Origin of the sequence: Amycolatopsis mediterranei (genome assembly GCF_026017845.1) — a bacterium.
Taxonomy (GTDB): domain Bacteria; phylum Actinomycetota; class Actinomycetes; order Mycobacteriales; family Pseudonocardiaceae; genus Amycolatopsis; species Amycolatopsis mediterranei.
In genome coordinates, this window is the sequence record NZ_CP100416.1 from 6,791,707 (window position 1) to 6,814,461 (window position 22,755).

Annotated in this window: 27 protein-coding genes and 1 pseudogene; 13 read left to right on the forward strand and 15 right to left on the reverse strand. The window is 72.1% G+C overall.

Features of this window, described 5'->3' with window-relative positions:
• Positions 1 to 60 precede the first annotated feature (60 nt).
• On the reverse strand, positions 61 to 567 hold the full coding sequence (locus ISP_RS30020) for a hypothetical protein (protein WP_013227658.1): 507 nt from the start codon (positions 565 to 567) through the stop codon (positions 61 to 63).
• Positions 568 to 732: 165 nt separating this feature from the next.
• Positions 733 to 1,374 carry an FMN-dependent NADH-azoreductase gene (locus tag ISP_RS30025; protein ID WP_013227659.1) on the reverse strand — a complete coding sequence of 214 codons (642 nt, stop codon included), beginning with the start codon at positions 1,372 to 1,374 and terminating at the stop codon, positions 733 to 735.
• A gap of 82 nt (positions 1,375 to 1,456) precedes the next feature.
• On the opposite strand from ISP_RS30025, the gene ISP_RS30030 reads away from it, so the two are divergent.
• Positions 1,457 to 1,927: a MarR family winged helix-turn-helix transcriptional regulator gene (locus ISP_RS30030; RefSeq protein ID WP_013227660.1), complete on the forward strand. Its 471-nt coding sequence runs from the start codon at positions 1,457 to 1,459 to the stop codon at positions 1,925 to 1,927.
• A 4-nt stretch (positions 1,928 to 1,931) separates the two neighbouring features.
• Here the strand turns inward: ISP_RS30030 and ISP_RS30035 are convergent, their stop codons facing one another.
• The 4 genes from ISP_RS30035 to ISP_RS30050 are packed head-to-tail and all read right to left on the reverse strand — an operon-like array spanning position 1,932 to position 4,946.
• Positions 1,932 to 2,507: a SecDF P1 head subdomain-containing protein gene (locus ISP_RS30035; RefSeq protein ID WP_013227661.1), complete on the reverse strand. Its 576-nt coding sequence runs from the start codon at positions 2,505 to 2,507 to the stop codon at positions 1,932 to 1,934.
• A gap of 6 nt (positions 2,508 to 2,513) precedes the next feature.
• Positions 2,514 to 3,128 (reverse strand): CPBP family intramembrane glutamic endopeptidase, encoded by a 615-nt coding sequence (locus tag ISP_RS30040; protein ID WP_013227662.1) that lies wholly within the window; start codon positions 3,126 to 3,128, stop codon positions 2,514 to 2,516.
• Positions 3,125 to 4,021, reverse strand: coding sequence for an NAD(P)H-binding protein (locus ISP_RS30045; protein ID WP_013227663.1), 897 nt, complete (start codon positions 4,019 to 4,021; stop codon positions 3,125 to 3,127). The genes ISP_RS30040 and ISP_RS30045 overlap by 4 nt, the downstream gene beginning before the upstream one ends.
• 10 nt (positions 4,022 to 4,031) lie before the next feature.
• Positions 4,032 to 4,946, reverse strand: coding sequence for a DMT family transporter (locus ISP_RS30050; RefSeq protein WP_013227664.1), 915 nt, complete (start codon positions 4,944 to 4,946; stop codon positions 4,032 to 4,034).
• 73 nt (positions 4,947 to 5,019) lie between these two features.
• On the opposite strand from ISP_RS30050, the gene ISP_RS30055 reads away from it, so the two are divergent.
• Entirely contained in the window at positions 5,020 to 5,955 is a 936-nt protein-coding gene (locus ISP_RS30055) for a LysR family transcriptional regulator (RefSeq protein ID WP_013227665.1), read from the forward strand.
• 379 nt (positions 5,956 to 6,334) lie between these two features.
• Here ISP_RS30055 and ISP_RS30060 read toward each other — a convergent pair whose 3' ends face one another.
• Both ISP_RS30060 and ISP_RS48385 read right to left on the reverse strand, forming a co-directional pair.
• Positions 6,335 to 6,607 (reverse strand): LysR substrate-binding domain-containing protein, encoded by a 273-nt coding sequence (locus ISP_RS30060; protein WP_013227666.1) that lies wholly within the window; start codon positions 6,605 to 6,607, stop codon positions 6,335 to 6,337.
• Between the two features lie 73 nt (positions 6,608 to 6,680).
• Positions 6,681 to 6,809, reverse strand: a pseudogene (locus ISP_RS48385) (LysR family transcriptional regulator); the annotation flags it as partial.
• Between the two features lie 84 nt (positions 6,810 to 6,893).
• Here ISP_RS48385 and ISP_RS30070 point away from each other — a divergent pair.
• Complete coding sequence (locus ISP_RS30070; protein WP_013227667.1) at positions 6,894 to 7,847, forward strand: threonine/serine dehydratase; 954 nt, start codon at positions 6,894 to 6,896, stop codon at positions 7,845 to 7,847.
• On the opposite strand, the gene ISP_RS30075 is transcribed toward ISP_RS30070, so the two are convergent.
• Together ISP_RS30075 and ISP_RS30080 are read right to left on the reverse strand one after the other, a co-directional pair.
• A complete protein-coding gene (locus tag ISP_RS30075; RefSeq protein WP_013227668.1) occupies positions 7,789 to 8,604 on the reverse strand; it encodes an LLM class flavin-dependent oxidoreductase in 816 nt (271 codons plus the stop codon). The two genes, ISP_RS30070 and ISP_RS30075, sit on opposite strands and share 59 nt — an antisense overlap.
• 83 nt (positions 8,605 to 8,687) lie before the next feature.
• Positions 8,688 to 9,518 (reverse strand): peptidoglycan-binding domain-containing protein, encoded by an 831-nt coding sequence (locus ISP_RS30080; RefSeq protein WP_013227669.1) that lies wholly within the window; start codon positions 9,516 to 9,518, stop codon positions 8,688 to 8,690.
• A gap of 420 nt (positions 9,519 to 9,938) precedes the next feature.
• Here ISP_RS30080 and ISP_RS30085 point away from each other — a divergent pair, with 420 nt between their 5' ends.
• The 5 genes from ISP_RS30085 to ISP_RS30105 all read left to right on the forward strand — a co-directional run bounded on the left by ISP_RS30085 (position 9,939) and on the right by ISP_RS30105 (position 12,565).
• Positions 9,939 to 10,994: a C40 family peptidase gene (locus tag ISP_RS30085; protein ID WP_013227670.1), complete on the forward strand. Its 1,056-nt coding sequence runs from the start codon at positions 9,939 to 9,941 to the stop codon at positions 10,992 to 10,994.
• 61 nt (positions 10,995 to 11,055) lie between these two features.
• On the forward strand, positions 11,056 to 11,478 hold the full coding sequence (locus ISP_RS30090) for a hypothetical protein (protein WP_013227671.1): 423 nt from the start codon (positions 11,056 to 11,058) through the stop codon (positions 11,476 to 11,478).
• 66 nt (positions 11,479 to 11,544) lie between these two features.
• Positions 11,545 to 11,745, forward strand: coding sequence for a DUF3072 domain-containing protein (locus ISP_RS30095; RefSeq protein WP_013227672.1), 201 nt, complete (start codon positions 11,545 to 11,547; stop codon positions 11,743 to 11,745).
• Between the two features lie 332 nt (positions 11,746 to 12,077).
• Positions 12,078 to 12,356, forward strand: a complete 279-nt coding sequence (locus ISP_RS30100) for a hypothetical protein (protein ID WP_013227673.1) — start codon at positions 12,078 to 12,080, stop codon at positions 12,354 to 12,356.
• Between the two features lie 32 nt (positions 12,357 to 12,388).
• Positions 12,389 to 12,565, forward strand: a complete 177-nt coding sequence (locus ISP_RS30105) for a hypothetical protein (RefSeq protein WP_014467373.1) — start codon at positions 12,389 to 12,391, stop codon at positions 12,563 to 12,565.
• A gap of 4 nt (positions 12,566 to 12,569) precedes the next feature.
• Here ISP_RS30105 and rho read toward each other — a convergent pair whose 3' ends face one another.
• On the reverse strand, positions 12,570 to 13,631 hold the full coding sequence (gene rho, locus ISP_RS30110) for a transcription termination factor Rho (RefSeq protein ID WP_013227674.1): 1,062 nt from the start codon (positions 13,629 to 13,631) through the stop codon (positions 12,570 to 12,572).
• A gap of 246 nt (positions 13,632 to 13,877) precedes the next feature.
• On the opposite strand from rho, the gene ISP_RS30115 reads away from it, so the two are divergent.
• Positions 13,878 to 14,393 (forward strand): ATP-binding protein, encoded by a 516-nt coding sequence (locus ISP_RS30115; RefSeq protein ID WP_230468439.1) that lies wholly within the window; start codon positions 13,878 to 13,880, stop codon positions 14,391 to 14,393.
• Between the two features lie 166 nt (positions 14,394 to 14,559).
• Here the strand turns inward: ISP_RS30115 and ISP_RS30120 are convergent, their stop codons facing one another.
• Entirely contained in the window at positions 14,560 to 14,772 is a 213-nt protein-coding gene (locus ISP_RS30120) for a hypothetical protein (protein ID WP_013227676.1), read from the reverse strand.
• A 63-nt stretch (positions 14,773 to 14,835) separates the two neighbouring features.
• Positions 14,836 to 17,070: an extracellular catalytic domain type 1 short-chain-length polyhydroxyalkanoate depolymerase gene (locus ISP_RS48165; protein ID WP_013227677.1), complete on the reverse strand. Its 2,235-nt coding sequence runs from the start codon at positions 17,068 to 17,070 to the stop codon at positions 14,836 to 14,838.
• 215 nt (positions 17,071 to 17,285) lie between these two features.
• On the opposite strand from ISP_RS48165, the gene ISP_RS30135 reads away from it, so the two are divergent.
• Genes ISP_RS30135 through ISP_RS30145 form a run of 3 tightly spaced genes read left to right on the forward strand, consistent with a single transcriptional unit; the run spans position 17,286 to position 19,726 of the window.
• Positions 17,286 to 18,107, forward strand: a complete 822-nt coding sequence (locus ISP_RS30135; protein WP_013227678.1) for a helix-turn-helix transcriptional regulator — start codon at positions 17,286 to 17,288, stop codon at positions 18,105 to 18,107.
• Positions 18,108 to 18,149: 42 nt separating this feature from the next.
• Complete coding sequence (locus ISP_RS30140; protein ID WP_013227679.1) at positions 18,150 to 19,010, forward strand: oxidoreductase; 861 nt, start codon at positions 18,150 to 18,152, stop codon at positions 19,008 to 19,010.
• A complete protein-coding gene (locus ISP_RS30145; RefSeq protein ID WP_013227680.1) occupies positions 19,007 to 19,726 on the forward strand; it encodes an SDR family oxidoreductase in 720 nt (239 codons plus the stop codon). The genes ISP_RS30140 and ISP_RS30145 overlap by 4 nt, the downstream gene beginning before the upstream one ends.
• A gap of 149 nt (positions 19,727 to 19,875) precedes the next feature.
• On the opposite strand, the gene ISP_RS30150 is transcribed toward ISP_RS30145, so the two are convergent.
• Positions 19,876 to 20,745, reverse strand: a complete 870-nt coding sequence (locus ISP_RS30150; RefSeq protein ID WP_013227681.1) for an NAD(P)H-hydrate dehydratase — start codon at positions 20,743 to 20,745, stop codon at positions 19,876 to 19,878.
• Complete coding sequence (locus tag ISP_RS30155; RefSeq protein ID WP_013227682.1) at positions 20,723 to 21,442, reverse strand: histidine phosphatase family protein; 720 nt, start codon at positions 21,440 to 21,442, stop codon at positions 20,723 to 20,725. Before ISP_RS30155 ends, ISP_RS30150 begins: the two co-directional genes overlap by 23 nt.
• Positions 21,443 to 21,523: 81 nt before the next feature.
• On the opposite strand from ISP_RS30155, the gene ISP_RS30160 reads away from it, so the two are divergent.
• Positions 21,524 to 22,747: a PP2C family protein-serine/threonine phosphatase gene (locus ISP_RS30160; protein ID WP_013227683.1), complete on the forward strand. Its 1,224-nt coding sequence runs from the start codon at positions 21,524 to 21,526 to the stop codon at positions 22,745 to 22,747.
• Positions 22,748 to 22,755 lie beyond the last annotated feature (8 nt).

The following is a 22,755-nucleotide window of genomic DNA, read 5'->3' on the forward strand; positions in this document are numbered from 1 at the left end:
CTGCCTCCTCGCGTCCACGTCACCCCCTGCCTGGATGCACGGACGCGGGCGGGAAAGCGTTCAGCTCTGGCCGGACCAGCCGCTCAGCCGGGTCAGCAGGCGCTCCAGGACCTCCGGGTCCGCGGCCACCGGGTCGCCGGAGACGGGCTCGTCGACCAGCGTCCGGCGGTCCTGACGCCGGGGCAGGCGCACCTGCCGCGCGGTCATCCCGCCGGGCAGCGGCAGTTCGCACCAGGTGGTGCGGCCGCCGCCGTCGGCGGGTTCGACGCCCAGCCGCTCGCCGGGCCGGGCCTGCGGGTCCGGCCGCCCGGGGATGTCGTCGTCGACCTCGATCGAGAGCACCTCGGCGCGCAGCCGCAGCCGCAGCGTGACGAAGGCGGGGGCCTTGGGGTCACTGGCGTCGACGACGGCCTCGACCAGGCGTCTCGCGGTGGCGGTCACCTGCTCCAGCATCGGCAGCAGGGACCAGTCGGTGAGGATCAGGCGGACGAACAGCTCGGTGACCGGGAGCGCGCTGGGCTGCGCGACGAGCCGGATGTCGTCCATCTGGGAGGTGTGCGCGCTCAAACCCGACCTTCCTCGCCCAGGTGCCGCCCGTGCCGCACCGCGTCAGTCCGCCCGCCGCGGCACGCTACCGCCCGGGCCGGGCGTTGCCGCCGTCGGGGCCATCGGTGCGAGGTCCGGCGCGCCGGCCGCGCGGGCTCTGCCGCGCGGCCGGACTCCGGTGCCGGGTCAGACGTGCGCCGGGACCCACAGCTCGTCGATGATGCGCTCCGCGGTGGCCAGGCTCGCGTCCGCGAGCGGGATGAGCTCGGCCATCGCCGGGTTCACGTGGGCCAGCGTGAGTTCCGCCGTGATGAAGCGGGGCTCCAGGCCGGTCAGCGAGACGCCGTGGGGCAGCCACTGCTCGGCGTGGTCCCAGCCTTCGCGGGGCGTGCCCTCGCCGTACCCGCCGCCCCGGGACGCCAGCACGATGAACTCGCGGCCGCCGAGGAGGCCGGTCTGGGTTGCGTGGTCGACCGAGAGGCCCGGCGCGATGAGGTGGTCGACCCAGGTCTTCACGCTGCTCGGCGCGCCGAAGTTGTAGAGCGGCAGGCCCAGCAGCACGGTGTCGGCCGCCTTGATCTCGGCGACCAGCTCGGTGGTCCGCGCCCACGCGGCCGCCTGCTCGGGCGTGTGCTGGTCCGGCGGCACCATCCCGGCCAGGCCGCTCGCCGCGTCGATGTGGGGCAGCGGGTGCGCGCCGAGGTCGCGGTAGGCGACCGTGCCGTCCGGGTGCGCGGCGCGCCACGCCGCCGCGGCCCGCGCGCTGAGCCGGCGGCTCACCGAACGCTCGCCCTGGATGCTCGAGTCGATGTGGAGGAGATGCGCCATGTCGTTAGCCGTCCGTAGATCGTTGATGTAGGACAAACTATTGATAGCACATGGACCATCGGTCTGCCCATATACTGGGCGTATGACCTCGCTCCCGGTCGTCAACCAGCCCCCGCACCGCTGCGGCGCGCTGGTCGACCACCTCGCGCGCCGGCTGCGGCTGCGCAGCGAGTCGGTGCTGGCCCCGCTCGGCCTGCGGCCGCGCCACCTGATCGCCCTCACCGTCCTGCGCGATCAGGGCGGCAGCGCACAGCAGGACCTGGCGAAGATCCTGGAGATGGACAGCACGAACGTGGTGAGCCTGCTCAACGAGCTGGAGACCGAGAACCTGATCGAGCGGCGCCGGTCACCCACGGACCGGCGGCGCCACCTGGTGGAGCTGACCGACGTCGGCGCGAAGCTGCTGGCCCGCGCCGAATTCGCCCTGGCGGCGGTCGAGGACGAGGTGTTCAGCGGACTGAGCGGAGAGCAGCGGGAGACGCTCTACACGCTGTTGCAGCAGGCGACGAACAAGACGGGCGTGGAAGCCTGCCGGGAGACGCCGCCCTGCTGAGCGGTCAAGCGCCGGTGATCTCCCGCACCAGCTGCTGCGTCTCCGCTCGCGTGAACTTCACCCTGATCTGCGCCGTACCGTCGGTGATGCCGGCATAGATCATCGGCGCGTCGAGTACCCGGCTCTTCAGGAGCACCGCGACCGGCTTGCCGATGTTGTGCCCGGTCCACTCCGCCCACGTCTTCGTCCCCGCTTCGGTGAAGCTGAAGGTGACGATGGAACCCGTCCGCGAATCGACGCCGGCCTCCACCGAAGCCACCTCGGCGCCGCTGAGGAAACCCGGTCCCAGGACGTACCGGGTGCCCCGCGTGTGATCGCAGCTCGCCAGCGGCAGCGCCGGGTCGTCGTGGCCGTCCAGGTCGTCCGGTGCGTCCGGCGCGCAGAGGAGCGCTCGGGCAGCCGCCTCCCGGGTGCCGGGGTCCGTGCTCTGCCGCCCGCCCGGTGGGCCGGCCGCCGGCCCGGACGGCAGTTCGCTCAGGACGGGCCGGAACCGCAGCTGCGTCCCGTCCTTGACGGCGGCACCGGCCTGACAGCCGGCGACGGTCGTGAGGACGGCGATGGCCGCGAGGAAGATCCGCACAAGCGGTCATCCTGACGGGTGCGCACCAGGCATGTCGAGCGGTTTGGGCGGGAAGAGGCGCGGCATGAAGCCGAGCATCAGCGCCGACCAGACCACGTGCGTCAGCAGCGGCGCCTGCACCCCGCCCGACCGGCCGCGCTGCCACGCGAACAACGTCCCCATCACCGCCGAGGCCAGCACCAGCGCGGGATTCCGGGTCGCCGTCGTGGAAAGCACGTACACGGCCGTGGAAGCCCGGGCTCCCGCCGCGTCGTAGAGCGCGCCGCGGAAGAACACCTCTTCGGCCGCTCCCGTGAGCAACGCCGTCGCCGCCACCGAGGCCTTCGATCCGCGGTGGGCGTGGTCCAGGACGCCGGTGATCGCCCGGCGCAGCGGCGGGATGCGACGGGCCACCAGCGCGCACCCGTAGAACACGCCGAACGCACCCGCTCCCGCCACCACCGGCTGGACGACGTCCCGGCGGCCGCGGGGCACCGGTCCGGCCGCCTGGGCTCCGGCGAACCACGTCGCCGCCACCGAGGCCGTGAGCACGTGGAACCGGCGGGAGCCGGGACGGCTGGCCAGCGACGCGCCGAGCAGCCCGGACCCGGCGGTGGTCACCGCGGCGAGGAACGGCTTCACGCCGGCCGCCGGCTCTTCGCCCGCTCGCCCAGGGCCTGCAGGACCGCTTCGTCGTAGCCCATCGGCTCGAATTCGACGATGCGGCGGATCGCGTCGTCGCGGACGACGACCTCGTTGGTCATCGAGTCGATCAGCGCCCGCCCGGTGGTGACGTCGATGTCCGTGACGAGCGAAAGCCAGTACGACGACAGGCGCGGGGAAAGCAGCGGGACCGGCAGGATCAGCAGTGGCCTGCCCTCGATCGCCGCCACCCGCTGCAGCATGTCGCGGTAGGCCAGCACTTCGGGGCCGCCGATGTCGAACGTCCGGCCCGCGGCCTCCGGGTGGTCGAGGACGCCGACGAGGTAGCGGACGACGTCGGCGACCGCGATCGGCTGCGTGCGCGTGCCGACCCAGCGCGGGGTGACCATCGCCGGCAGGTGCTCGACCAGCTGCCGCGTCAGTTCCCACGACGTGCCGCCGTGCCCGATCACGATCCCGGCGCGCAGCACCGTCACCGGCACGCCGGTCTCGTCCAGCAGCCGTTCGACCTCGCGGCGGCTGGCGAGGTGCTCCGACAGCGCATCGGCGTCGTCCCCGAGCCCGCCGAGGTAGACGATCCGGCACAGGCCCGCGCCGGCCGCGGCCCGGGCGAACGCGCGCGCGGCGTCGGCGTCGCGGCGCTTGAAATCCGCACTGTCGAGTGAATGCACGAGGTAGTAGGCGGCTTCGACGCCCTTGAGCGCGTCCCGCAGCGAGCCGGCGTCGGCGACGTCGCCGCGGACGGCTTTCCCGGCGCCGCGGTACTTCGCGGGGTGCCGCGTCATCGCGAGCACCTCGTGCCCGGCCGCCTCCAGCGCCGGGCACAACCGGCCGCCGACGAACCCCGACGCCCCGGCCACCAGCACCCGCATGCCCGCGACGTTAGCCGGGACGGCCTTCGCGCGCAGAACGTCCGCTTCCGGCGAAGCAGACCGCGGCGACGACGCCCGCGCACCCGATCAGCTGGGCCCAGCCGGGTGTCTCCCCGAGCAGGCCGACGCCGAGCAGCACCGCGCCGACCGGCTGCAGCAGCATCAGCGTCGACCCGGTGGTGGCGGACATCCGGGGCAGCGCGGCGGAGATGAGCAGCCAGCCCGCCAGCTGGCCGACGCCGGCGAGCGCGAGCAGCCAGCCGAACGCGGGCCAGCCCGGCGCCAGGTCGAGCGTGCCGGTCGGGACCCCCAGGACGACGGCCACCACGCCGGCGGAGACCGTGGCCAGCACCAGCGAGTGCGCCTGCGTGCCCGTGCCGCCGCTGAGCCGGAGCAGGAAGAGGTACCCGGCGTACCCGGCACCGGCGAGCAGCGCCGCGACGGCGCCGGTGACCGGGTCCGAGCCGAACGAGCCGGTGCCGGCGAACCCGCCCGCCAGCACGATCCCGCCGAGCAGCACCGGTACCGCGGCGAGGAACCGCTTCGAGGGCCGCTCGGCCAGGAACGCGAACGCCAGCAGCGGCACGATCACCACCTGCACGGCGAGGAGCACGGTCGCGATGCCGGCGCCGACCCGCGGGATCGCTTCACCCCAGAGCACGAAGTCCAGGCCGAGCCCGGTCCCGGCCAGCAGCGGGAAGAGCACGCGGCGGCGCGGCGCGGGGCCGGCCTTCCGCCGTTCGCGCCCGGCGAGCAGGAGCAGCACCGGACACGCGAGCAGGCAGCGCCAGAACGCACTCGTGCTGCCGCTGACGTGCGAGACCTTGATGAAGACCGACGACAGCGAGATGCAGAAGCTGCCGAGCGCGGCGAGCAGCCGCGGGTCGAAGCGATGGGTGAACGTCGGGGCGTCGGTCGTGAGCACATCTCCAGCGTGCGGTGGGCGACTGTCAAGGACAAGCGAATGTTTCTGCGCGGAATTCGGTAGCATCTCTACCGTGTACGGACTCGAGCGGATGCGGGCGCTGCACGCGGTCGCAACCCACGGCTCGGTCGCCGCGGCGGCCGAGTCCCTGCACGTCACGCCGTCCGGGGTGTCGCAGCAGCTCGCGAAGCTGGAACGGGAGGCGGGCCAGCCGCTGCTGGAGCCGCGCGGCCGCGGCGTCCGGCTGACGAAGGCGGGCCAGGTGCTGGCCGGGCACGCCGAGCGGATCCTCGCGCAGGTCGCCGCCGCGAAGGCGGACCTGGAGCTGCTGCGCGAGGACGTCATCGGGCCGCTGCGGATCGGCGCGATCCCGACGACGGTCCACGCGCTGCTGCCGCCTGCGCTGGCCATACTCGCCGAACGGCACCCGCGGCTGGCCGTGACGCTGCACGAGGGCGAGGCCGAACAGACGCTGCCGCGCGTGCTGGCCGGCGACCTCGACGTCGGCGTGCTGGAGAGCTGGAACGACCGCCCGACGGTGCTCCCGCCGTCCACGACGCGCATCGCGCTGTTCTCCGACGTCGCGGACCTCGCCCTGCCCGCGGGGCACCGGCTGGCCCACCGCAAGGCGGTCGACCTGTCCGAAGTGGACGATCTGCCGTGGATCGGCTGGAACGCCGGGTCCGGGTGTTACGAATGGCTGGTGCAGGTGCTGCGCAAGCAGCGGCTGGAGCCGCGGATCAGCTGCACGGTGGGCGGTTACCCGACCCAGCTGGCCCTGGTGGCCGGCAACGTCGGCGCGGCGCTGGTGCCCCGGCTGGCCCGCGACCGGCTGCCCGACGGGGTGCGGATCCTGGCCACGCGCCCGGCGCTGACCCGCACGATCTACGCGGTCTGCCGGGCCGGGGAGGAGGATCGCGGCGCGGTGCGGGCCTGCCTGGACGCGCTGCGGGCGGCGTCGGCGCGGTTCGAGACCGCGGGACGGACGACCGGCCGGATCACCGGCTGAGCTGCGCCACCATCTCGGTCACCAGCGAGCCCGGACGCCGGTGGTGGACCAGGAAGATCTCCCGCGCCGGCCGCGCTCGAGGTGATCACCCCTGCCTCCCTACGCTGATCTGTCACATCAGCGTAGCAGTTAAATGCCTCATCAGTGTGGCATTTAGTCCTAGGGTGTAGAGAGAGTGGGAGCCGACGCCGCACCGCAACCTCGAACTCCGGCTGGCCACGGGCGTCCGCCTGCTCGCCGAACGCTCGACCGGGCACGCCCGGGGCTGCCGGAGATCCAGTCCTCCGCGGCCAGCGCCCGCAGGGTGAGGCGGCGGGCGCGCCTTCGTGTGCCCCTTCGGCAGGATCAGCCGGAACCGCTCCGAACGCAGCAACGACCGCTACAGGCCACGCGGGTCGGGCAGGGGTGCGCCGGGGTAGCGGTGGGTGATCAGCAGGTCGAGCTCGCGGGAGCTGACCGGGCCGTACCCGTCCGGCGGCTCCAGGTCCAGCAGCCGCAGCGCCACGCCGGGGTGGTCGCGGCGGAAGCCGGCGAGCGCGGCGGGCACCAGGGCCATGCCCGCGCTCGCGAACGTGCCGACGGTGAGCTCCTCGTCGAGCAGCGCGGACCGTCCGCTCGGCCGTGCGCAGTTCCCCCACGATTGCTTCGGCATGCCCGAGCAGTGCCTCCCCAACCGGCGTCAGCGTGACGCCGCGAGCGTGCCGGTCCAGCAGGCGCGCCCCGACGTCGCGCTCCAGCTTGGCCAGCTGCTGCAGGACGGCGGACGGGGTGAACGAAAGCCGCTGGGCGGCCGCGGCGATCGAGCCGGCGTGCGCGACCTCGGCCAGCACGGCCAGGCGGTGGGCGTCGAGCACGGGAGCCTCCGGCCGTAAGTTCTGCTAAATCCAGCACAGGAGACGTCGCTGGTGCTTACGGTGGCTCGCGCGCATGCTGGAGCCATGATCAGCACTGCGGATGTGGAACGGGCGGCCGTGCGCATCGAGGGCCGGGTCCGCCGGACGCCGGTGCTCGCCGCGGACGAAGGCGTGTGGTTCAAGCTGGAGCAGCTGCAGCACACCGGGTCGTTCAAGGCCCGTGGCGCCTTCAACCGGATCCTCGCCGCCGGCGCGCAAACCGGGGTGGTGACCGCCTCGGGCGGCAACGCCGGGCTCGCCGTCGCTTACGCTGCCCGCGAATTCGGCCTCCCGGCACGGGTCTTCGTCCCGGCGACCGCGCCCGCGGTGAAAGTCGCGAAACTCCGGCAGCTCGGCGCGGCGGTTGAACTCGCCGGTGAGAAGTACGCCGACGCCTACGACGCGGCCGTCAAGCACGCGGCGGACTCCGGCGAGCTCTTCTGCCACGCCTACGACCAGCCGGACATCTGCGCCGGCCAGGGCACCCTCGGCCTCGAACTGCTGGACCAGGCGGGCGGCCTCGACACGATCCTCGTCGCGGTCGGCGGCGGCGGGCTGCTGGCCGGCGTCGCCGCCGGGGTCGAAGGCCGGGCACGCGTGATCGGCGTCGAGCCGCGCACGATCCCGACGCTGCACTCGGCGCTGGCCGCCGGCGAGCCGGTCGCGGTCGGCGTCTCCGGGGTCGCCGCCGACTCGCTGGGGGCGTCCCGGCTCGGCGACATCGCGTTCGCGGTCGCCACCCGCACGGACGCGGGCTCGGTGCTGGTGGACGACGCCGCGATCATCGAAGCGCGGGCGGTGCTGTGGGACCGCTACCGCCTCGCCGTCGAACCCGGCGGGGCGACCGCGTTCGCCGCCCTGCTCTCCGGCGCTTACCGGCCCGACCCTGGTGAACGGGTCGCCGTCCTGCTGTGCGGCGCCAACACCGACCCCGCCACGCTCACTTCCCCGACAGCCGCGCCACCACCGGAGCGAACTCCTCGAGGAACGCACCGTTGACGCTGAAGTAGGACACGCCCTGTTCCTCGCGGCGGCGTTCGAGCTCCGCCACCATGTCGTCGACGTCGCCGCGGAGCAGGCCGAGGGAGTCGTGCTCGATGAGCGTCTCGGCATCGACGCCGATGAAGCCGCGGATCCACGGCGGGACCGTATCGCCGACGACCCAGATGTTCATCGCGAACTCGACATCGCGGTCACCGGCCGCGGACCGGACTTCGCGCACGTACCCGGTCATTTCCTCGCGGGTGGTCAGCACGTCGCCTGCCATCGTGACGATGTCGGCCTTCATCCCGGCGAGGCGGCGGGCCTTCGGGCCGCCCGCGGCGACCATCACCGGCGTGTGCCCGTCGCCGTCCAGCCGCCGGACGTGGTCGATCGTCTCGGAAATCGAGTCGAGGCGCTCCTGCCCCGAGCCGTACGGCAGCCCGAGTTCTTCGGCCTGCTGCCGCATTTCCGGCCGCCCGGTGCCGAGGCCGAGCTCGAACCGGCCGTTCGTGACGACGGTCAGGCTGCGCGCCTCCCAGGCCGCCGCCCGCGCGGTGCGCAGCGGGCTCGCCCAGACGAACGAGCCGACGCGCAGCTCGGTCGTGGCCGCCGCGGCCGCCGCCAGCGCGGCGGTCGGCGTCGGCATGTTCAGGTTGTCCGGGCACAACAGCGTCGAATAGCCGAGTTCCTCGGCCCGGCGAGCGGTGGCGAGCCAGCCGGCTGCGTCATTGGCGCCCGCGACCACGCCGAACCGGAACGCCTTCTGCGGCATCGAAGCACCCCCACGTCGTTGGTCCTTCGATCAAACCACCGGTGCGCCCGGCCGTGCCACCACGGCCGGGCGCGCGCCCGGCATCAGCCGCGCTGGTACTCCTCCCAGGTGACCTTCGCGACCTGCGGGCCGTCGTCGGCGCCGCGGCCGGCCAGGCCGTTCATCCCGAGGTAGTAGTCGCCGGTCTGGTGCTGCGCACCCGAGGACAGGTCCGGGTCGGAGATGGCCATCGCGTGGATGTGGTACTCGAAGCCTTCCGCCGGCGTGCGGTACCAGGCCGCGAACCCGACGTTGCGCAGCGCCTTCAGCAGGGTGTTCCGGGTGGTCGAGGACATCCCGGACACCGAGATGTCCATCGCGCCGCCGCCGTCGTGCGTCCCGGCCGAGGCGTCGACGCCACCGGGGTTGTACGAGCCCTGCGTCAGGCTGACCTGGAAGCCGGCTTTTCCTTCCGCGGCAACGAGCATCGCCTTGGTGCGGGTGTTGAGGGTCTGCCCGTGGTAGGTCACCTGGCTGCCCGCGGAGACGGCGTTCGTGACCGTGTACCGGCCTTCGCCCAGCTTCTCCAGCGAGGTCTTGCCCGGCAGGCCGGAAGCGTCGAGACCGGTGTAGCCCAACGACTTCTGGTACTGCGAGTACGCCGTGATCGTCGTGGTGCCGAAGTAGCCGTCGACGTACTGGCTCGCCAGCAGCCCCTTCGCCTGCAGCGCCTGCTCGACGAGCAGGACGCTGTCGTGCGCGCCCGGGGTCTGGGTGTCGTCGGCGCGGCGCGGGTCGATCTGGGCCGCCTTCAGCACGGCCTCCATGTTCGCACCGGGCAGCACCGTCGTGACCGCAGTCTCGGCCTGAGCCGGTGCGGCCACGGCGAACGCGGCGGCGGTGAGCGCCGTGAGCACGGCGGCCTTCGTGAACATCCTGGTCCTCCATGGGTCGGAATCCGTTACGGCCATGAGGATCACGCAACCGGATACAAGGGACGTACAAACCGGATTCACGTGTCCGGGACCACTTTTCCGCCGTGACGACGTGTAATCCCAGCCACAATCCGTTCGGGTTCCTCCAGGTCCAGGCGTGTGATGTCGCGTCACGGACAGTTTCCGGCCACCCGCACTGGACGTTCCCGTGCTCGTTTCGTAACCTGTTCGAGATCTCGCGGCCCCCGGTCGTCCCCCGACGGCGACGCGAGATCGCCGCCGATACCCCCCTGCCGGGTACCGGACCCCACCGCGGGCTCTTCCTGTTGCGGTCGAGCGCGCCCTGGGCACGGGCGAGGCCCCCGGCTCGCCGTCCCGGTACCCGCCGGCGGCCGATCAGCAAAGGAGACCCGCGCGAGAATGCGTTCGCATCCCGTCAAGCGCGTGGTGTCAGGTGCCCTCGCCGCGGCCTCGGTGATCACCCTCGTCACCATGGCCCAGCCGGTGGCCACCGCCGCCCCCGTCCCCGTCCTCCAGGCGCCGCCCCCCGCCGGCTCGGACGCCCTCGCCAAGTACCGCGATCTTGCGGCACAAGCGGAAAAGCTCAACGAAGACCTGCTCCGGGCCCAGGACGACCTGACCGCGAAGCAGGGCCAGCTCGACAAGGCCAACGCCGACGTCGACGCCGCGAAGAACGCCGGTGCCCAGGCCATCCAGGCCAAGCAGCAGTACCAGTCCGAAGTGGACAAGTTCGCCGGAGCTTCGTTCACCAGCGGCGTCCAGATGAACAAGCTGTCGGCGCTGCTGGCCGGAACGTCCACTCAGGACTTCCTGGACCGCTCGGCGGCGCTCGAGGTCATCGCGACCGACAAGAACGCCGCGATGGGCAACCTCAACGGCGCGGCGGCCAAGGCCCAAGCGGCCGAGAAGTCGGCTGCCGACGCGGCGAAGCGGGCTCAGGACGCCCGGGACGCGGCGGCGAAGCTGGCCTCGGACATCCAGGCCAAGAAGAAGGACCTGCAGGGCCAGATCGACCAGATCGAGGCGCAGAGCCGGAACCTCAGCACCTCCGACAAGGCCGCCCAGAAGGACACCGGCGGTGCGGCGCCGACCGTGAAGGCGCCCAGCGCGGCGGCCCAGAAGGCGGTCGACGCGGCACTCAGCAAGCTCGGCAGCGCCTACGTCTGGGGCGCGACCGGGCCGAGCACGTTCGACTGCTCGGGCCTGATGCAGTGGGCGTACAAGCAGGCCGGCATCACCCTGCCGCGGAACTCCGCGGCACAGGCCGGCTTCGGCACCCCGGTGTCGCGCGACCAGCTGCAGCCCGGCGACCTCGTCGCCTACTACTCCCCCGTGTCCCACATCGGGATGTACATCGGCGACGGCAAGATGGTGCACGCGCCGACGAGCGGCGACGTCGTCAAGATCTCGCCGCTGATGAGCGAGTACGCGGGAGCCACGCGCCCCACGGCCTGACGTCCGGCCGGTGCCCCGTTTCGCGAAGTGTAGAAATCGCGGAACGGGGCACTTTTCGCGCATGGACGAGAACCCTGACGCCGCCACCGTCGAAGCCGTCGGCAAGGTGACCGAGGCGCTCGAGACGATCGAGCGCGCCCGCGGGCACCTCTACTCCTTCCACCAGCTGACCGGCAGCGCGGACCTGGCCCTCGGGGAGGCCGTGGAGCAGCTCGAGAAGGCCGGCCACGGCGACTGGGCGCGGCGGATCTCCGAAGAGCTCATCGGGCTCAACGTGTTACCCGATCGGTGGACTTTCCAGGTCGTCGAGGAGTACGACGACGGCTACTACAAGGCGTGCCGCGACCTTGAGCGCGAGCTGCTCACCTCGCTCACCGGAGGGCGCCGCCACCTGCACGAACAGCAGATGAAGGACGACCGCCGCACGCACGGCCGGCCGGGTCACGAGGCAGGCGGCCCGAGCACGCCCCCGGCCGGCTCGTGAGCGGCGATCGTCGGATCCCTGCGCTACAGTCGACCGCAGGCGAACAGATGTTCGATGGGAGCTGAGATGACCGATCAGGTGGAACCGAACCCCGAGAAGGACCCGAGCGACTGGACCACCGGCGACGAGCCGATGACCGGGCCGCAGAAGTCGTACCTGCAGACGCTGGCGCAGGAAGCCGGTGAAGAGGTACCGGACAACCTGACGAAGGCGGAGGCGTCCGAGCGGATCGACGCCCTGCAGAAGACGACCGGCCGCGGCACCTGAGGGTGCGCTGCGGCGGCTCGGCGGGGTGAACCCGGCCTTCGCGCCGGTGCGCACCTGAGGGTGCCACGAGGTCTGGTGTCCGGGTGCCGCGCGGGCTCGGCGGATGGAGCCGGTGCGCCGACTGGGGCCAGCGGTGCGCCGGCCCGTGGCCAGCGGTGTGCACCTGAGGGTGCCACGAGGTGCGGTGCCTGGGCGCCGCGCGGGCGGTGCGCCGGCCCGTGCCCACCCGGTGCGCCGGCCCGTGGCTGCCGGTGTGCCCGACGCCACGGCTTGTCACCCGTCGGTGGGGGTAGTCATCCGAGAGGTGCTACTCCCCCGAAGGAGGACATCCCGTGTACGTGACCGTTCTGCTCGTCGCCCTGGCCGGGCTGCTCGTGCTCGGTGGATTCGCCGTGCGGGAGCTGCCGAAGCCGTATCCGCTCACCGCGAAACGGACCCTGGTCGCCGCCTGGGTGGTGGCCGCCGGCGGGGTCGGGTGGTGGGCCTTCGCTCCCGGGGCCGCGCCGCTCGTCGTCACCGTGGTCGGGTTCGGGTTTCTCGTTGCCACCCTGAACCGCGGGCCCGAACGGGCTTCCTACCCGCCGTCGACCCCCTACCAGCCGCCCCGATGAGTGAAGGTTCGCGTACCGGGTACCTCTCGGGAATGTCTCATCCGAACGAACAACAACCCGAGATCGCCCGGCCCGAGACCGAGGATCCCGGCCGTCCCGAAGACCGGCTCTACCGGCCCGGAGAGGGCGAACCGGCCGACAGTCCCGGGGAAGCCCGCGGCATCGGCGCGAAAGTGATCGGCGAACTGCGGGAGCGGCGCGAAAGCTGAGCGGTCAGGCCGCTTCCGGCAGCGCCGCACCCGTCACGCGGAACAGGAACTCGGCGTTGGAGCCGGTCTTGCGCAGCTGCTCCAGCAGCTGCTCGATCGCGTGCGGGCCCGGCAACGCCCGCCGGACTTCACGCATGGCGGCGAGTTCGCCGGGGGTGACGAGCAATTCTTCGCGCCGGGTGCCGGAGGCGGCCACGTCGACCGCCGGGAAGACGCGCCGCTCGGCCGTCTTGCGGTCGAGCTTGAGCTCGGCGTTGCCGGTGCTCTTCAGCTCCTCGAAGAACACCGTGTCGGCCAGCGAACCGGTCTCCACCAGTGCCGACGCGATGATCGTGAGCGAACCGCCGCCCTCGATGTTCCGTGCGGCGCCGAGGATCCGCTTCATCGGCTGCAACGCGGCCGCATCGACACCGCCGGAGAGCGTCCGGCCGGACGGGCGCGCCGAAAGGTTGTACGCGCGGCCGAGCCGGGTCAGCGAGTCGAGCAGCAGGACGACGTCTTCGCCGTGCTCCACCAAGCGTTTCGCGCGCTCGACGGCGAGTTCCGCGACAGCCACGTGTTCGGCAGGCGGACGGTCGAAAGTCGACGAGATCACCTCGCCGCGCACGGTGCGGCTCAGCTCGGTGACCTCTTCGGGACGTTCGTCGGCGAGCAGGACCAGCAACCGGCAGTCCGGGTGGTTGACCGACAGCCCGTGGCCGATTTCCTGCAGCACCGTGGTTTTCCCGGCTTTCGGCGGCGAGACGACCAAAGCGCGTTGCCCCCGGCCGAGCGGGGTGACGAGGTCGATGACGCGGGGCAGCAGCCGCGCCGGCGTGGTTTCGAGCAGCAGCCGGCGGTCCGGGTGCACCGGCACGAGGTCGGCGAAGCACGGGCGCGGCTCTTGCGGGTCGCGGCCGTTGACGCTGGTGATCTTCTCGGCGGTGCCGGTGATTTCGTCGCCGGGCCGCAGGTTGTGCTTGCGGACCAGGGAAAGCGGGACGGCGACGTCGTCGGGCGCGGGCCGGTAGCCGGGCCGGGCGAACGGGGTTTTGCCGGACAGGTCGAGGATTCCGTGAAAAGACATGGGTGTCTCCTGAGATGGTGATGGGCCCGCGCACAGACGGCGAGGCCGGAAAGAAGGAAAGAGGCCGACTGGCCTGGATCCGGGGAGCTGCCTCCGGGCGGCCTAGGGGCCGACATCCGCGAGGAGCGTCTCCACTGTAGCGACAGATCTCACGAAGCACAACGGGTAAGACTCCGTGGCGGTGGGTAGTCCATCGGAGAAGCCCGCTGAAACGGGGGAACCGCGGCTGAACGATGGGAGCGGATCGTGTATCGACATACCCCGGAAGCTGGCGTCGATACGGGCGAGAGCCCCGACGCCGACCAAGCCGGGACCACGGCCCCGGAGCGCTTCACCTCCGGAGCCGTGGTCGCCCCGGCATTCGAAGAACTGGCGCCGGCCCTGCCCAACGAGATGGCCGGCCTGCGCCGCAAGCTGATCCACTGGCTGAGCGAGTTCCCGCTCGACCCGGACAGCAAGCACGACATCACGCTGGCGACATACGAGGCCTTGGCCAACGTAGCGGCCCACGCCTACCCGGACGGCCACGGCTGGGGCCGCTTGCAGGCCCGCCGAGAGGGCGACGCGATCACGGTGACGGTCACGGACACCGGCTGCGGCATCCCGGCGACGCGCCCGCGAGTGGCGGGCCTGCGCACTTCGGGTGGCCGCGGCCTGCTGTTGATCGACCAGGTGACGGACCAGTCCGACATAGCCACGAGCGCCACGGGAACGACGGTCCGCATGACGTGGCGCCCGCCGTCCCTCCGGGACGCAGGCTAGCCGCCCCCTCGCGACCCGGCCCAGCTGTCAGTCCCGAGGAAACCGCCGGCCGACTGGCCCCGCCGAGCGCCACTGAACCCCACGCCCGCCGGCTCGCTCACCAGCGCGCCGGCGGGTTCGTGCCCGGCGGCCAGGCGCCCCCCTCGAACTCCCCCAACAACCTCCCTCAAGCCACTTCGGCCAGGCGGATCAGCCTGTTCCTCGGGTACGAGACCAGCTCTCGCTCTTCGTCCGTGGTGAAGATCTCGACGGAGTCCTCCCGCAACTCCGCCGAATTCACCTGCAGCTGCCACGCGGGCAGCCCCGGCGCCGGCTCGTGCCAGAACCACTGGCCCTTGGTGAGCTGGTGCGCCGGGACTGTCGCGTCGTCCGTTTTCATGTGCTGAGGCTATCCGTCACCACCGACAGTTTCCGCAGCACCTCGAACCTGTGATCACGACCACTATGGACTCGCGCAGGTCACCGTCGGGGCAGTCAGGTTGCCGCCGTGCTGGACCGTGAAGCCGATGACGTTGCCGCTTCCGTTGGGCCTCGCCGTCAGCACGTAGCCCGTGCTGTCCCACGTTCCCGTGTAGTTCCAGCTGCCGATGACCTTCTGGGGCGCGTGGAACGTCACCGTGAGCACCCAGTTGTCGGTCCCCGACACCGTCACCTGGCCGTTGAAGCCGACGTTCCACTCCGCCGTCTTGACGTAAGCGGCCGAACAGCCACCGGGTGACGGAGTGGTGGGGGTGGTCGGGGTGGTGGGAGTGGTCGTGCCGCCGTCCGGGGGTGCTCCGCCGTTCAACGCCTCGAGCACCGCCGTGTAGGCCGCCTTCTTCTGCCCGTTGCCGTCGAACAACAACGGCGTGGCCGACGCCCGCCACGAGTCCGTGTCACGGATGCCCCACACCGTCATCCCGGTGCAGCGCGCGACCGCGAGGCACGCCTGCGTGACCGTGCGGAAGTTGTCCGCCTGCGCGGTCCCCGAGCCCTCGACGTCCAGCTCGGTGATCTGGACGTCCACCCCGAGGTTCGCGAAGTTCTGCAACGTCGTCTGGTAGTTCGACGGCACCGGGCTGTTGCTGTTGAAGTGCGACTGGAAGCCGACGCAGTCGATCGGCACGCCGCGGGACTTGAAGTCCTGGACCATGCGGTACACGGCCTGGGTCTTCGCCTGGTTCCAGTCGTCGGTGTTGTAGTCGTTGTAACACAGCTTCGCGTCCGGGTCGGCCGCCCGCGCCGCGCGGAACGCCGCCTCGATCCAGTCGTCGCCCGTGCGCTGCAGGTTCGAGTCGCGCCGGGCACCGGAACCGCCGTCGGCGAACGCCTCGTTCACCACGTCCCACGCGTAGATCTTGCCGCGGTAGTGGGACGCGACCTGGGTGATGTGGTTCAGGATCGCCTGCCGCAGCGCCGCACCCTCCATGCCCTGCATCCAGCCGGGCTGTTGCGAGTACCAGGCCAGCGTGTGCCCGCGCATCCGGGCGCCCTGGCTGGTCGCCTGGTTCACGATCCGGTCCGCGTTGGTGTACGAGAACTGGTTCTGCGAAGGCTCGGTCGCGTCGATCTTCAGCTCGTTCTCCGGCGTGATCATGGAGAACTCGCGGCTCAGGATGCCGGTGTACACGCTGTCCGACAGCTTGCTCGCCGAGACCGCCGTGCCGAAGTAGCGCCCGGTCCGGGCCGCCGCGTTGCCGAGCGTGCTGCCGGCGGGCGGCACCGAAGACGTCGTGGTGGTCGGCGTGGTGGGCGTGGTCGTGGTCGAACCGCTGTTCAAGCCCAGGAACGCGATCGCGTACTGGACCATCCCGTTCTGCGGCAGCGAGTGCCCGGCACCCTGGACGCTGATGCCCTCGACCGGAGCCTGCGTGCCGGTGGCGCCGTACCGGGTGCGCGTCCAGCCCGACTGCGGGGAATCAGTCGACGACGGCGTCTGGCTCACGCCCTTGAGGTTCGTCCACTGCTTGATCTCCTCCCCGAAGTTGGGGTAGCGCAGGGTGTCGTCGGCCGTGCCGTGCCACAGCTGCATCCGCGGGAACGGGCCGGTGCGCCCGCCGCTCATCTGCCGGGCCTGGTCGCCCCACTGCTGCGCGGTCTTGATGAGCTGGCCGCCCGAGCACTGGCTGTTCCAGCTCGACCCGTCGGTGGTCGCGAAGCAGCCGGCGGGCACACCCATGAACGCCGAGCCGGCGGCGAACACGTCCGGGTACTCCGCGGCGAGCACGTTCGTCATCATCGCGCCCGAGGAGAAGCCGGTGACGTACACGCGGGAGGGGTCGACGTTGTAGCGCTGCTTGGCCCAGCCGACCATCGACAGGATGCCGACGGGGTCGCTGCCGCCGCCGCGGGTGAGGGCCTGCGGCGAGGAGACGTCGAAGCACTGCCCGCTGCGGGTGGCTTCCGGGAACACGATGACGTACCCGTACTGGTCGGCCGCGGTGACGTAGTCGCGGGCGTAGCCGTTGAAGACCCCCGACGCCGAGCCGGTGCAGTAGTGGACGGCCACCAGCAGCGCCGGGCGGGCCGCCACGTGGTCCGGGACGTAGGTGTACATGTTGAGGTTGCTGGGATTGCTGCCGAAGTCGGTGACCCGGGTCAACGTGGCCGCGGACGCCGGCTGCGCCGCCACGACCAGCACGATCGCCGCGGCGATCGCCAGCACGGCGGCGGAAAGGGCAGTGAGGAGTCTTCGCACTCGAGGAAATCCTTTCCGGGGGCGGGAACGCAGCTGCGACGATGGTTCGTCCGCGCGCCCGGCCGGTCAACGATTATCGAAACCTTTCGGGAAGTTTCGAGCGAGCCGGTCAGCGTGCACCACGCCTCCGTGGCCCGGGCCGAGTTCCGCGGCCGGCCCGAGGGTGGGTGTGGCACGGCCACCCGGGTGAGCCGATTCCGGGTTAATCTCGAAGCATGGTCAAGGACAACACCCTCGGGGAGTTCCTCCGGGCCCGCCGGGAACAGGTGGGACCGGAGGAACTCGGCCTGCCTCCGGGCGGGTCACGAAGGGTGGCGGGCCTGCGCCGCGAAGAGGTGGCGCTGCTGGCCGGGGTCAGCACCGACTACTACGTCCGGCTCGAGCAGGGCCGGGAGCGGAACCCGTCGGCGCAGGTCGTCGACGCGCTCGCCCGCGGGCTGGCACTGGACGAGGACGCCTCGGCCCACCTGCACCGGCTCGCCCGGCCGGCGCCCGCACGCCGGCGGCGCACCCGGCGGCCGGAACGGGTCAGCCCGAACCTGCTGCGCCTGATGGACGGCTGGCCGGCCACGCCCGCGGTGGTCCTGGGCCGCTGTCTCGACGTGCTGGCGCACAACGCGCTGGGCGAGGCGTTGTTCGCCGGGCACGTCTACAGCGGCGACCTGATCCGGCTGGTGTTCCTCGACCCGGACGCCCGCGAGTTCTACCCGGACTGGGAGCGCGTGGCCGTCAACACGGTCGGCGGCCTGCGGGCGGCCGCCGGGATCGACCCCGACGACCCGCAGCTCATCGACACCGTCGGCGAGCTGTCGGTCAAGAGCGCGGACTTCCGCCGGCTGTGGGCGCGCCACGACATCCGGCAGAAGACCCACGAAACCAAGCGGTTCCGGCACCGGCTGGTCGGCGAGCTGGAACTGAGCTACGAGGCGCTGACCGTCAACAGTGCCCCGGGCCAGCAGCTGATCGTCTACCAAGCCGAACCCGGCAGCCCGTCGGAAGCCGCACTGGCCCTGCTGGGCAGTCTCGCCGCTTCCTGAATCACTTTCCCTATCCTCCCACAATGGACGGAGTACTTCGTCGTGCCCGAAAACTTGCCCGAAAGCACCGTCTGGTTCATTACCGGCTGCTCCACCGGCCTCGGCCGCGCACTGGCCGAAGCCGTGCTCGACCGCGGAATGCGCGCGGTCGTCACCGCCCGCGATCCGGCGCGGGTCGCCGACCTCGCCGAAGCACACGGCGACCGCGCGCTGGCCCTGCCGCTCGACGTCACCGACCACGCCCAGGTCGCCGCCGCCGTGCAGCGGGCCGAAGCGGCGTTCGGCCGGATCGACGTCCTGGTCGGCAACGCCGGCTACGGCTACCTCGCCGCGGTCGAGGAAGGCGAGCCCGAGGAGATCCGGAAAGTGTTCGACACCAACGTCTTCGGCCTCGCCGACGTCACCCGCGCGGTCCTGCCGGGCATGCGGGCGCGCCGCAGCGGCCACGTCGTCACCGTGTCCTCCCTCGGCGGCCTGGCCGCGTTCGGCGCCACCGGCTACTACCACGCGACGAAGTTCGCCGTGGAAGGGCTTTCGGAGTCCCTGGCCGCGGAAGTGGCACCGCTGGGCATCAAGGTGACCATCGTGGAGCCCGCCGCGTTCCGCACGAACTGGTCCGGCCCCTCGATGCGGCAGTCGGCGATCCGCATCGACGACTACGCCGAGACCGCGGGCGCCCGCCGCGAGGCGACGCTCGCGACCTACGGGCGGCAACCGGGCGACCCGGCCCGCGCGGCCGAAGCGATCCTCACCGCCGTCGGCAGCGACGAACCGCCGCTGCGCCTGCTCCTCGGCCGGGCCGCCTACGGCATCGCCACGGCCCGGCTCGACAACCTCCGCGCCACCTTCGACACCTGGCGCGAGACCACCCTCTCCGCCGACTTCCCGGAAGGAACCCCGTGAAAACCGTCCTCATCACCGGAGCCAGCAGCGGCATCGGCCGCGCCACCGCGCTGCGCCTCGCCTGCGAAGGCCACCACGTCGTGCTCGGCGCCCGGCGCGAAGACCGGCTGGCGGACCTGGCCAAGGAAATCCACGACAACGGTGGCATCGCGGACGTGTACCGCCTCGACGTCACCGACCGCGCGGACGTCGCCGCGTTCGCCGACGCCGCCGCCGAGGCGCACGGACGGCTCGACGTCTTCGTCGCCAACGCCGGCGTCATGCCGTTGTCGCGTTTGGACTCACTGCACGTCGGCGAGTGGGACCGGATGATCGACGTCAACGTCCGCGGCCTGCTGCATGGGATCGCCGCGGCCCTGCCGCACTTCCGGCGGCAAGGCGGCGGCCACTTCGTGACGATCGCCTCCACCGGCTCGCACGAGGTCGTGCCGACGGCCGCGGTCTACTGCGGCACCAAGTACGCGGCCCGGGCGATCACCGAAGGCCTGCGTCTGGAGGCCGGCCCCGGCCTCCGCGTGACGACGGTCTCCCCCGGCGTCACCGAGTCCGAGCTGGCCGACACCATCACCGAGCCCGGCGCGCAGGAGGCGATGCGCGTCTACCGGGCGGTGACCCTCCCGGCGGACGCGATCGCCGGGGCCGTCTCCTACGCGATCGGGCAGCCGGAGGGCGTGGACGTCAACGAGATCGTCGTGCGGCCCACCGCCCAGCGGTGACGCCGTGTCGTCCGCCGAATCACGCGTGTCGTCCCTTCAATCACGCGTGTCGTCCCTTCCGGCACAGCGTCCGGAGGGGCTCGGCGTGATTGCGGGGCCGACACGCGTGATCAGGAGGTCGACACGCGTGATTGCCGGGTCGACACGGCTCAGCGCTCCAGCTCGGCGATGACCCGCGGGATCTCCGCCACGAGTTCGCGTGCCAGCAGGCCGGTGCTGCCGGTGTCCGGGATCAGCCGCTGGCCGGCCACGGCGTGGACGTGCGTCGCCCAGCAGGCGGCCTGGTCCACGGCCGCGCCGCGGGCGAGGAAGCCGCCGGTCAGCCCGGCCAGGACGTCGCCGCTGCCGGACGTCGCCAGCCCGACGTGGCCACTGCCGTCGCGCCAGGCGCGCCCGCCCGGCTCGGCGACCACGCCCATGAGCTGCACCACGCCGCCGTAGCGCCCGGCGATCCGCACCGCCGTTTCCAGGTCGTCGACGTCCTTTTCCTCGCAGCCGTCGAGGAAGGCGGCTTCGACCCGGTTCGGCGTGAGGAGCAGCCTGCCCGCCAAGGGTTCCGCGAGCGAAGGGTCCCGGCTCAGCGCGCCGAGCGCGAACGCGTCGAGCACCACCTTCGCGTCCGGGGCGATGGCGGGGACCAAGCTCCGCAGCAGCTCTTCGGTCTCCGAAACGCCGATGAGACCGGGGCCGACCACGACGGTGCCGGCGTCGGGGAGCACCTCGGCCAGCCGGTCGACGGCACCGGCGGCGATCGCGCCGGTGCCGGTCTCCGGCAGCCCGAACACCGACGACTCGGGCACCGAGACCCCGATCGCCGTGGCGTGCCGGTCGGCGACCGCCAGCTGCAGCGTGCCGGCCCCGGCGCGCAGGGCGGCGGTGCCGGACAGCGCCGGCGCACCGGGCACGGTCCGGGCGCCGCCGACGACGAGCACGGTGCCGCGGTCTTCCGCGCCGATCCGCCAGTCCCGCAGCAGGGCCGGGCTGATCGGCGCCGGGTCAGGAGAGCTGCTGCGCGGCATCGTCGTCCGCCGTCGGCGGGGTGTCGGTGGCGTGCAGGTGCCCGACTTCCTGGGCCAGCACCATGGTGAACCCGCCGTCGGAGTCGCGTTCCCAGGCCGTCACCGAGCCGTTCGGAACCTCGGTGGCGTCGGCGGCACGCAGCAGGTCGGGTTCGGGCAGCCCTTCGAGCAGGTAGCGCAGGGCGAAGACGGTCATCTCGTGGGCGGCCAGCAGAACGCGCTTTCCGGCGTGGTCCACGCTCAGCTCGCTGAGCAGGGACCGCAGCCGCAGCACGACGTCCGCCCAGGACTCACCGCCCGGCGGCCGGTAGTAGAACTTGCCGAGCCGCCGCTTGCGCCGCAGCTCGTCGGGCCACCGCTCACCGACGCCGTGCGAGGTCAGCAGGTCCAGCACGCCGAGCTCGCGGTCGCGCAGCCGTTCGTCCGGGATGATCGTCACCCCTTCGGGGGTGGCCAGCCGGGCGGTGTCCCAGGCACGGCGGTAGGTGGAGGTGATGACGACATCCGGCGGCTGCTCCGCGAGGAACTTCCCCGCCGCCGAAGCCTGCTCCCGCCCCAGGTCCGTCAGCGGCACGTCGGCGTCGCGTTCGGCGATGTCGATCACGTCCGCGCCGGCCGCCTCCGCCTCTTCCCTGGCCACGTTTCCGGTGCTTTGGCCGTGCCGCAGCACACCCACCCAGTCCAAGTCGACGTTCACGACGGCCTGGTACCCCGGGAGACCCGCCGTCGAAACCCGGGATGGTTAGGCCCGCAAAGGACTTGCGGCTAGGGTCGTGCCATGTCGCGAAGTCTCGACGCCGAAAACCGGCTGCAGCAGCTGGAGGCGATCATCGGTGCTCCGGCCACCCACCTCGGGCTGGCCGAGATGCTCGCCGAAACCCTCCAGAGGCTGCGCGAGGTCATGGCGGTCGACACCGCGACCGTGCTCCGTTACCAGCCCAGCGGCCGCCAGCTGGTGGCCTTCGCGGCGGCCGGGATCGAGGAGGAGGTCCACCAGGGCGTGCGGGTGCCGGTGGGCCGCGGCTTCGCCGGCCGGGTCGCGCTCGAACGGGCGCCCGTCATCCTCGACCACGTCGACGAAACGACCGTCGTGAACTCCCTGCTGTGGGAACGCGGGCTGCACTCCATGCTCGGCGTGCCGATGATCGCCGGCGGCGAGCTCGTGGGCGTGCTGCACATCGGTTCCGTCGCGCTCAGGCAGTTCGGTGAGTCCGAAGTGATCACCATGCAGCTGCTCGCCGACCGCCTGGCGATGGCCGTCCAGGTGGAGGCGCTGGAAGAGAACCGCACGGCCACCATGGCACTGCAGCGCAGCCTGCTGCCCAGCAGCCTGCCCGAGGTGCCGGGCCTGGCCTTCGGCGCCCGGTACGTGCCCGGTGCGGAGACCGGGCTCGGCGGGGATTGGTACGACCTGTTCTCCCTGCCGGGTGACCGGCTCGGCGTCGTGATGGGCGACGTCTCCGGGCACGGCCTCGACGCGGCAGTGATCATGGGGCGGCTGCGCAGCGCCCTGCGGGCCTACGCCCTCGACTGCGAAAGTCCCGCCGAGGTGCTCGCCAAGCTCGACCGCAAGGCCAACCACTTCGAGCACGGGGCGATGGCCACGGTGGCCTACGGGATCATCGGCGCGGACCGCGAGACGCTGACGCTGTCCCTCGCCGGGCACCTGCCCCCGGTGCTCGCCCTGCCCGGCGCGGCGGCCCGGCTGGTGGACTCGCCCCCGGATCCCCCGATCGGGCTGACCATCGGCGTGCCCGAGCGGCGCACCACCGTCGTCGAACTGCCCTCCGACGGCGTGCTCGTGTTCTACACCGACGGGCTGGTCGAGCGCCGGGACCGCCCGGTGGACGTCGGCATGGAGCAGCTGGCGCAGGCCGTGCGCGCCGGGGATCCCGAATGGGTCTGCGCGCAGGTCATGGCCGCGATGATCGGCAGCAGGCCGGCCCAAGACGACGTCGCCGTGCTGGCCATCCGGCGCCGTGACGTCCCGGCCGGCGCCTGAGCGGGGCC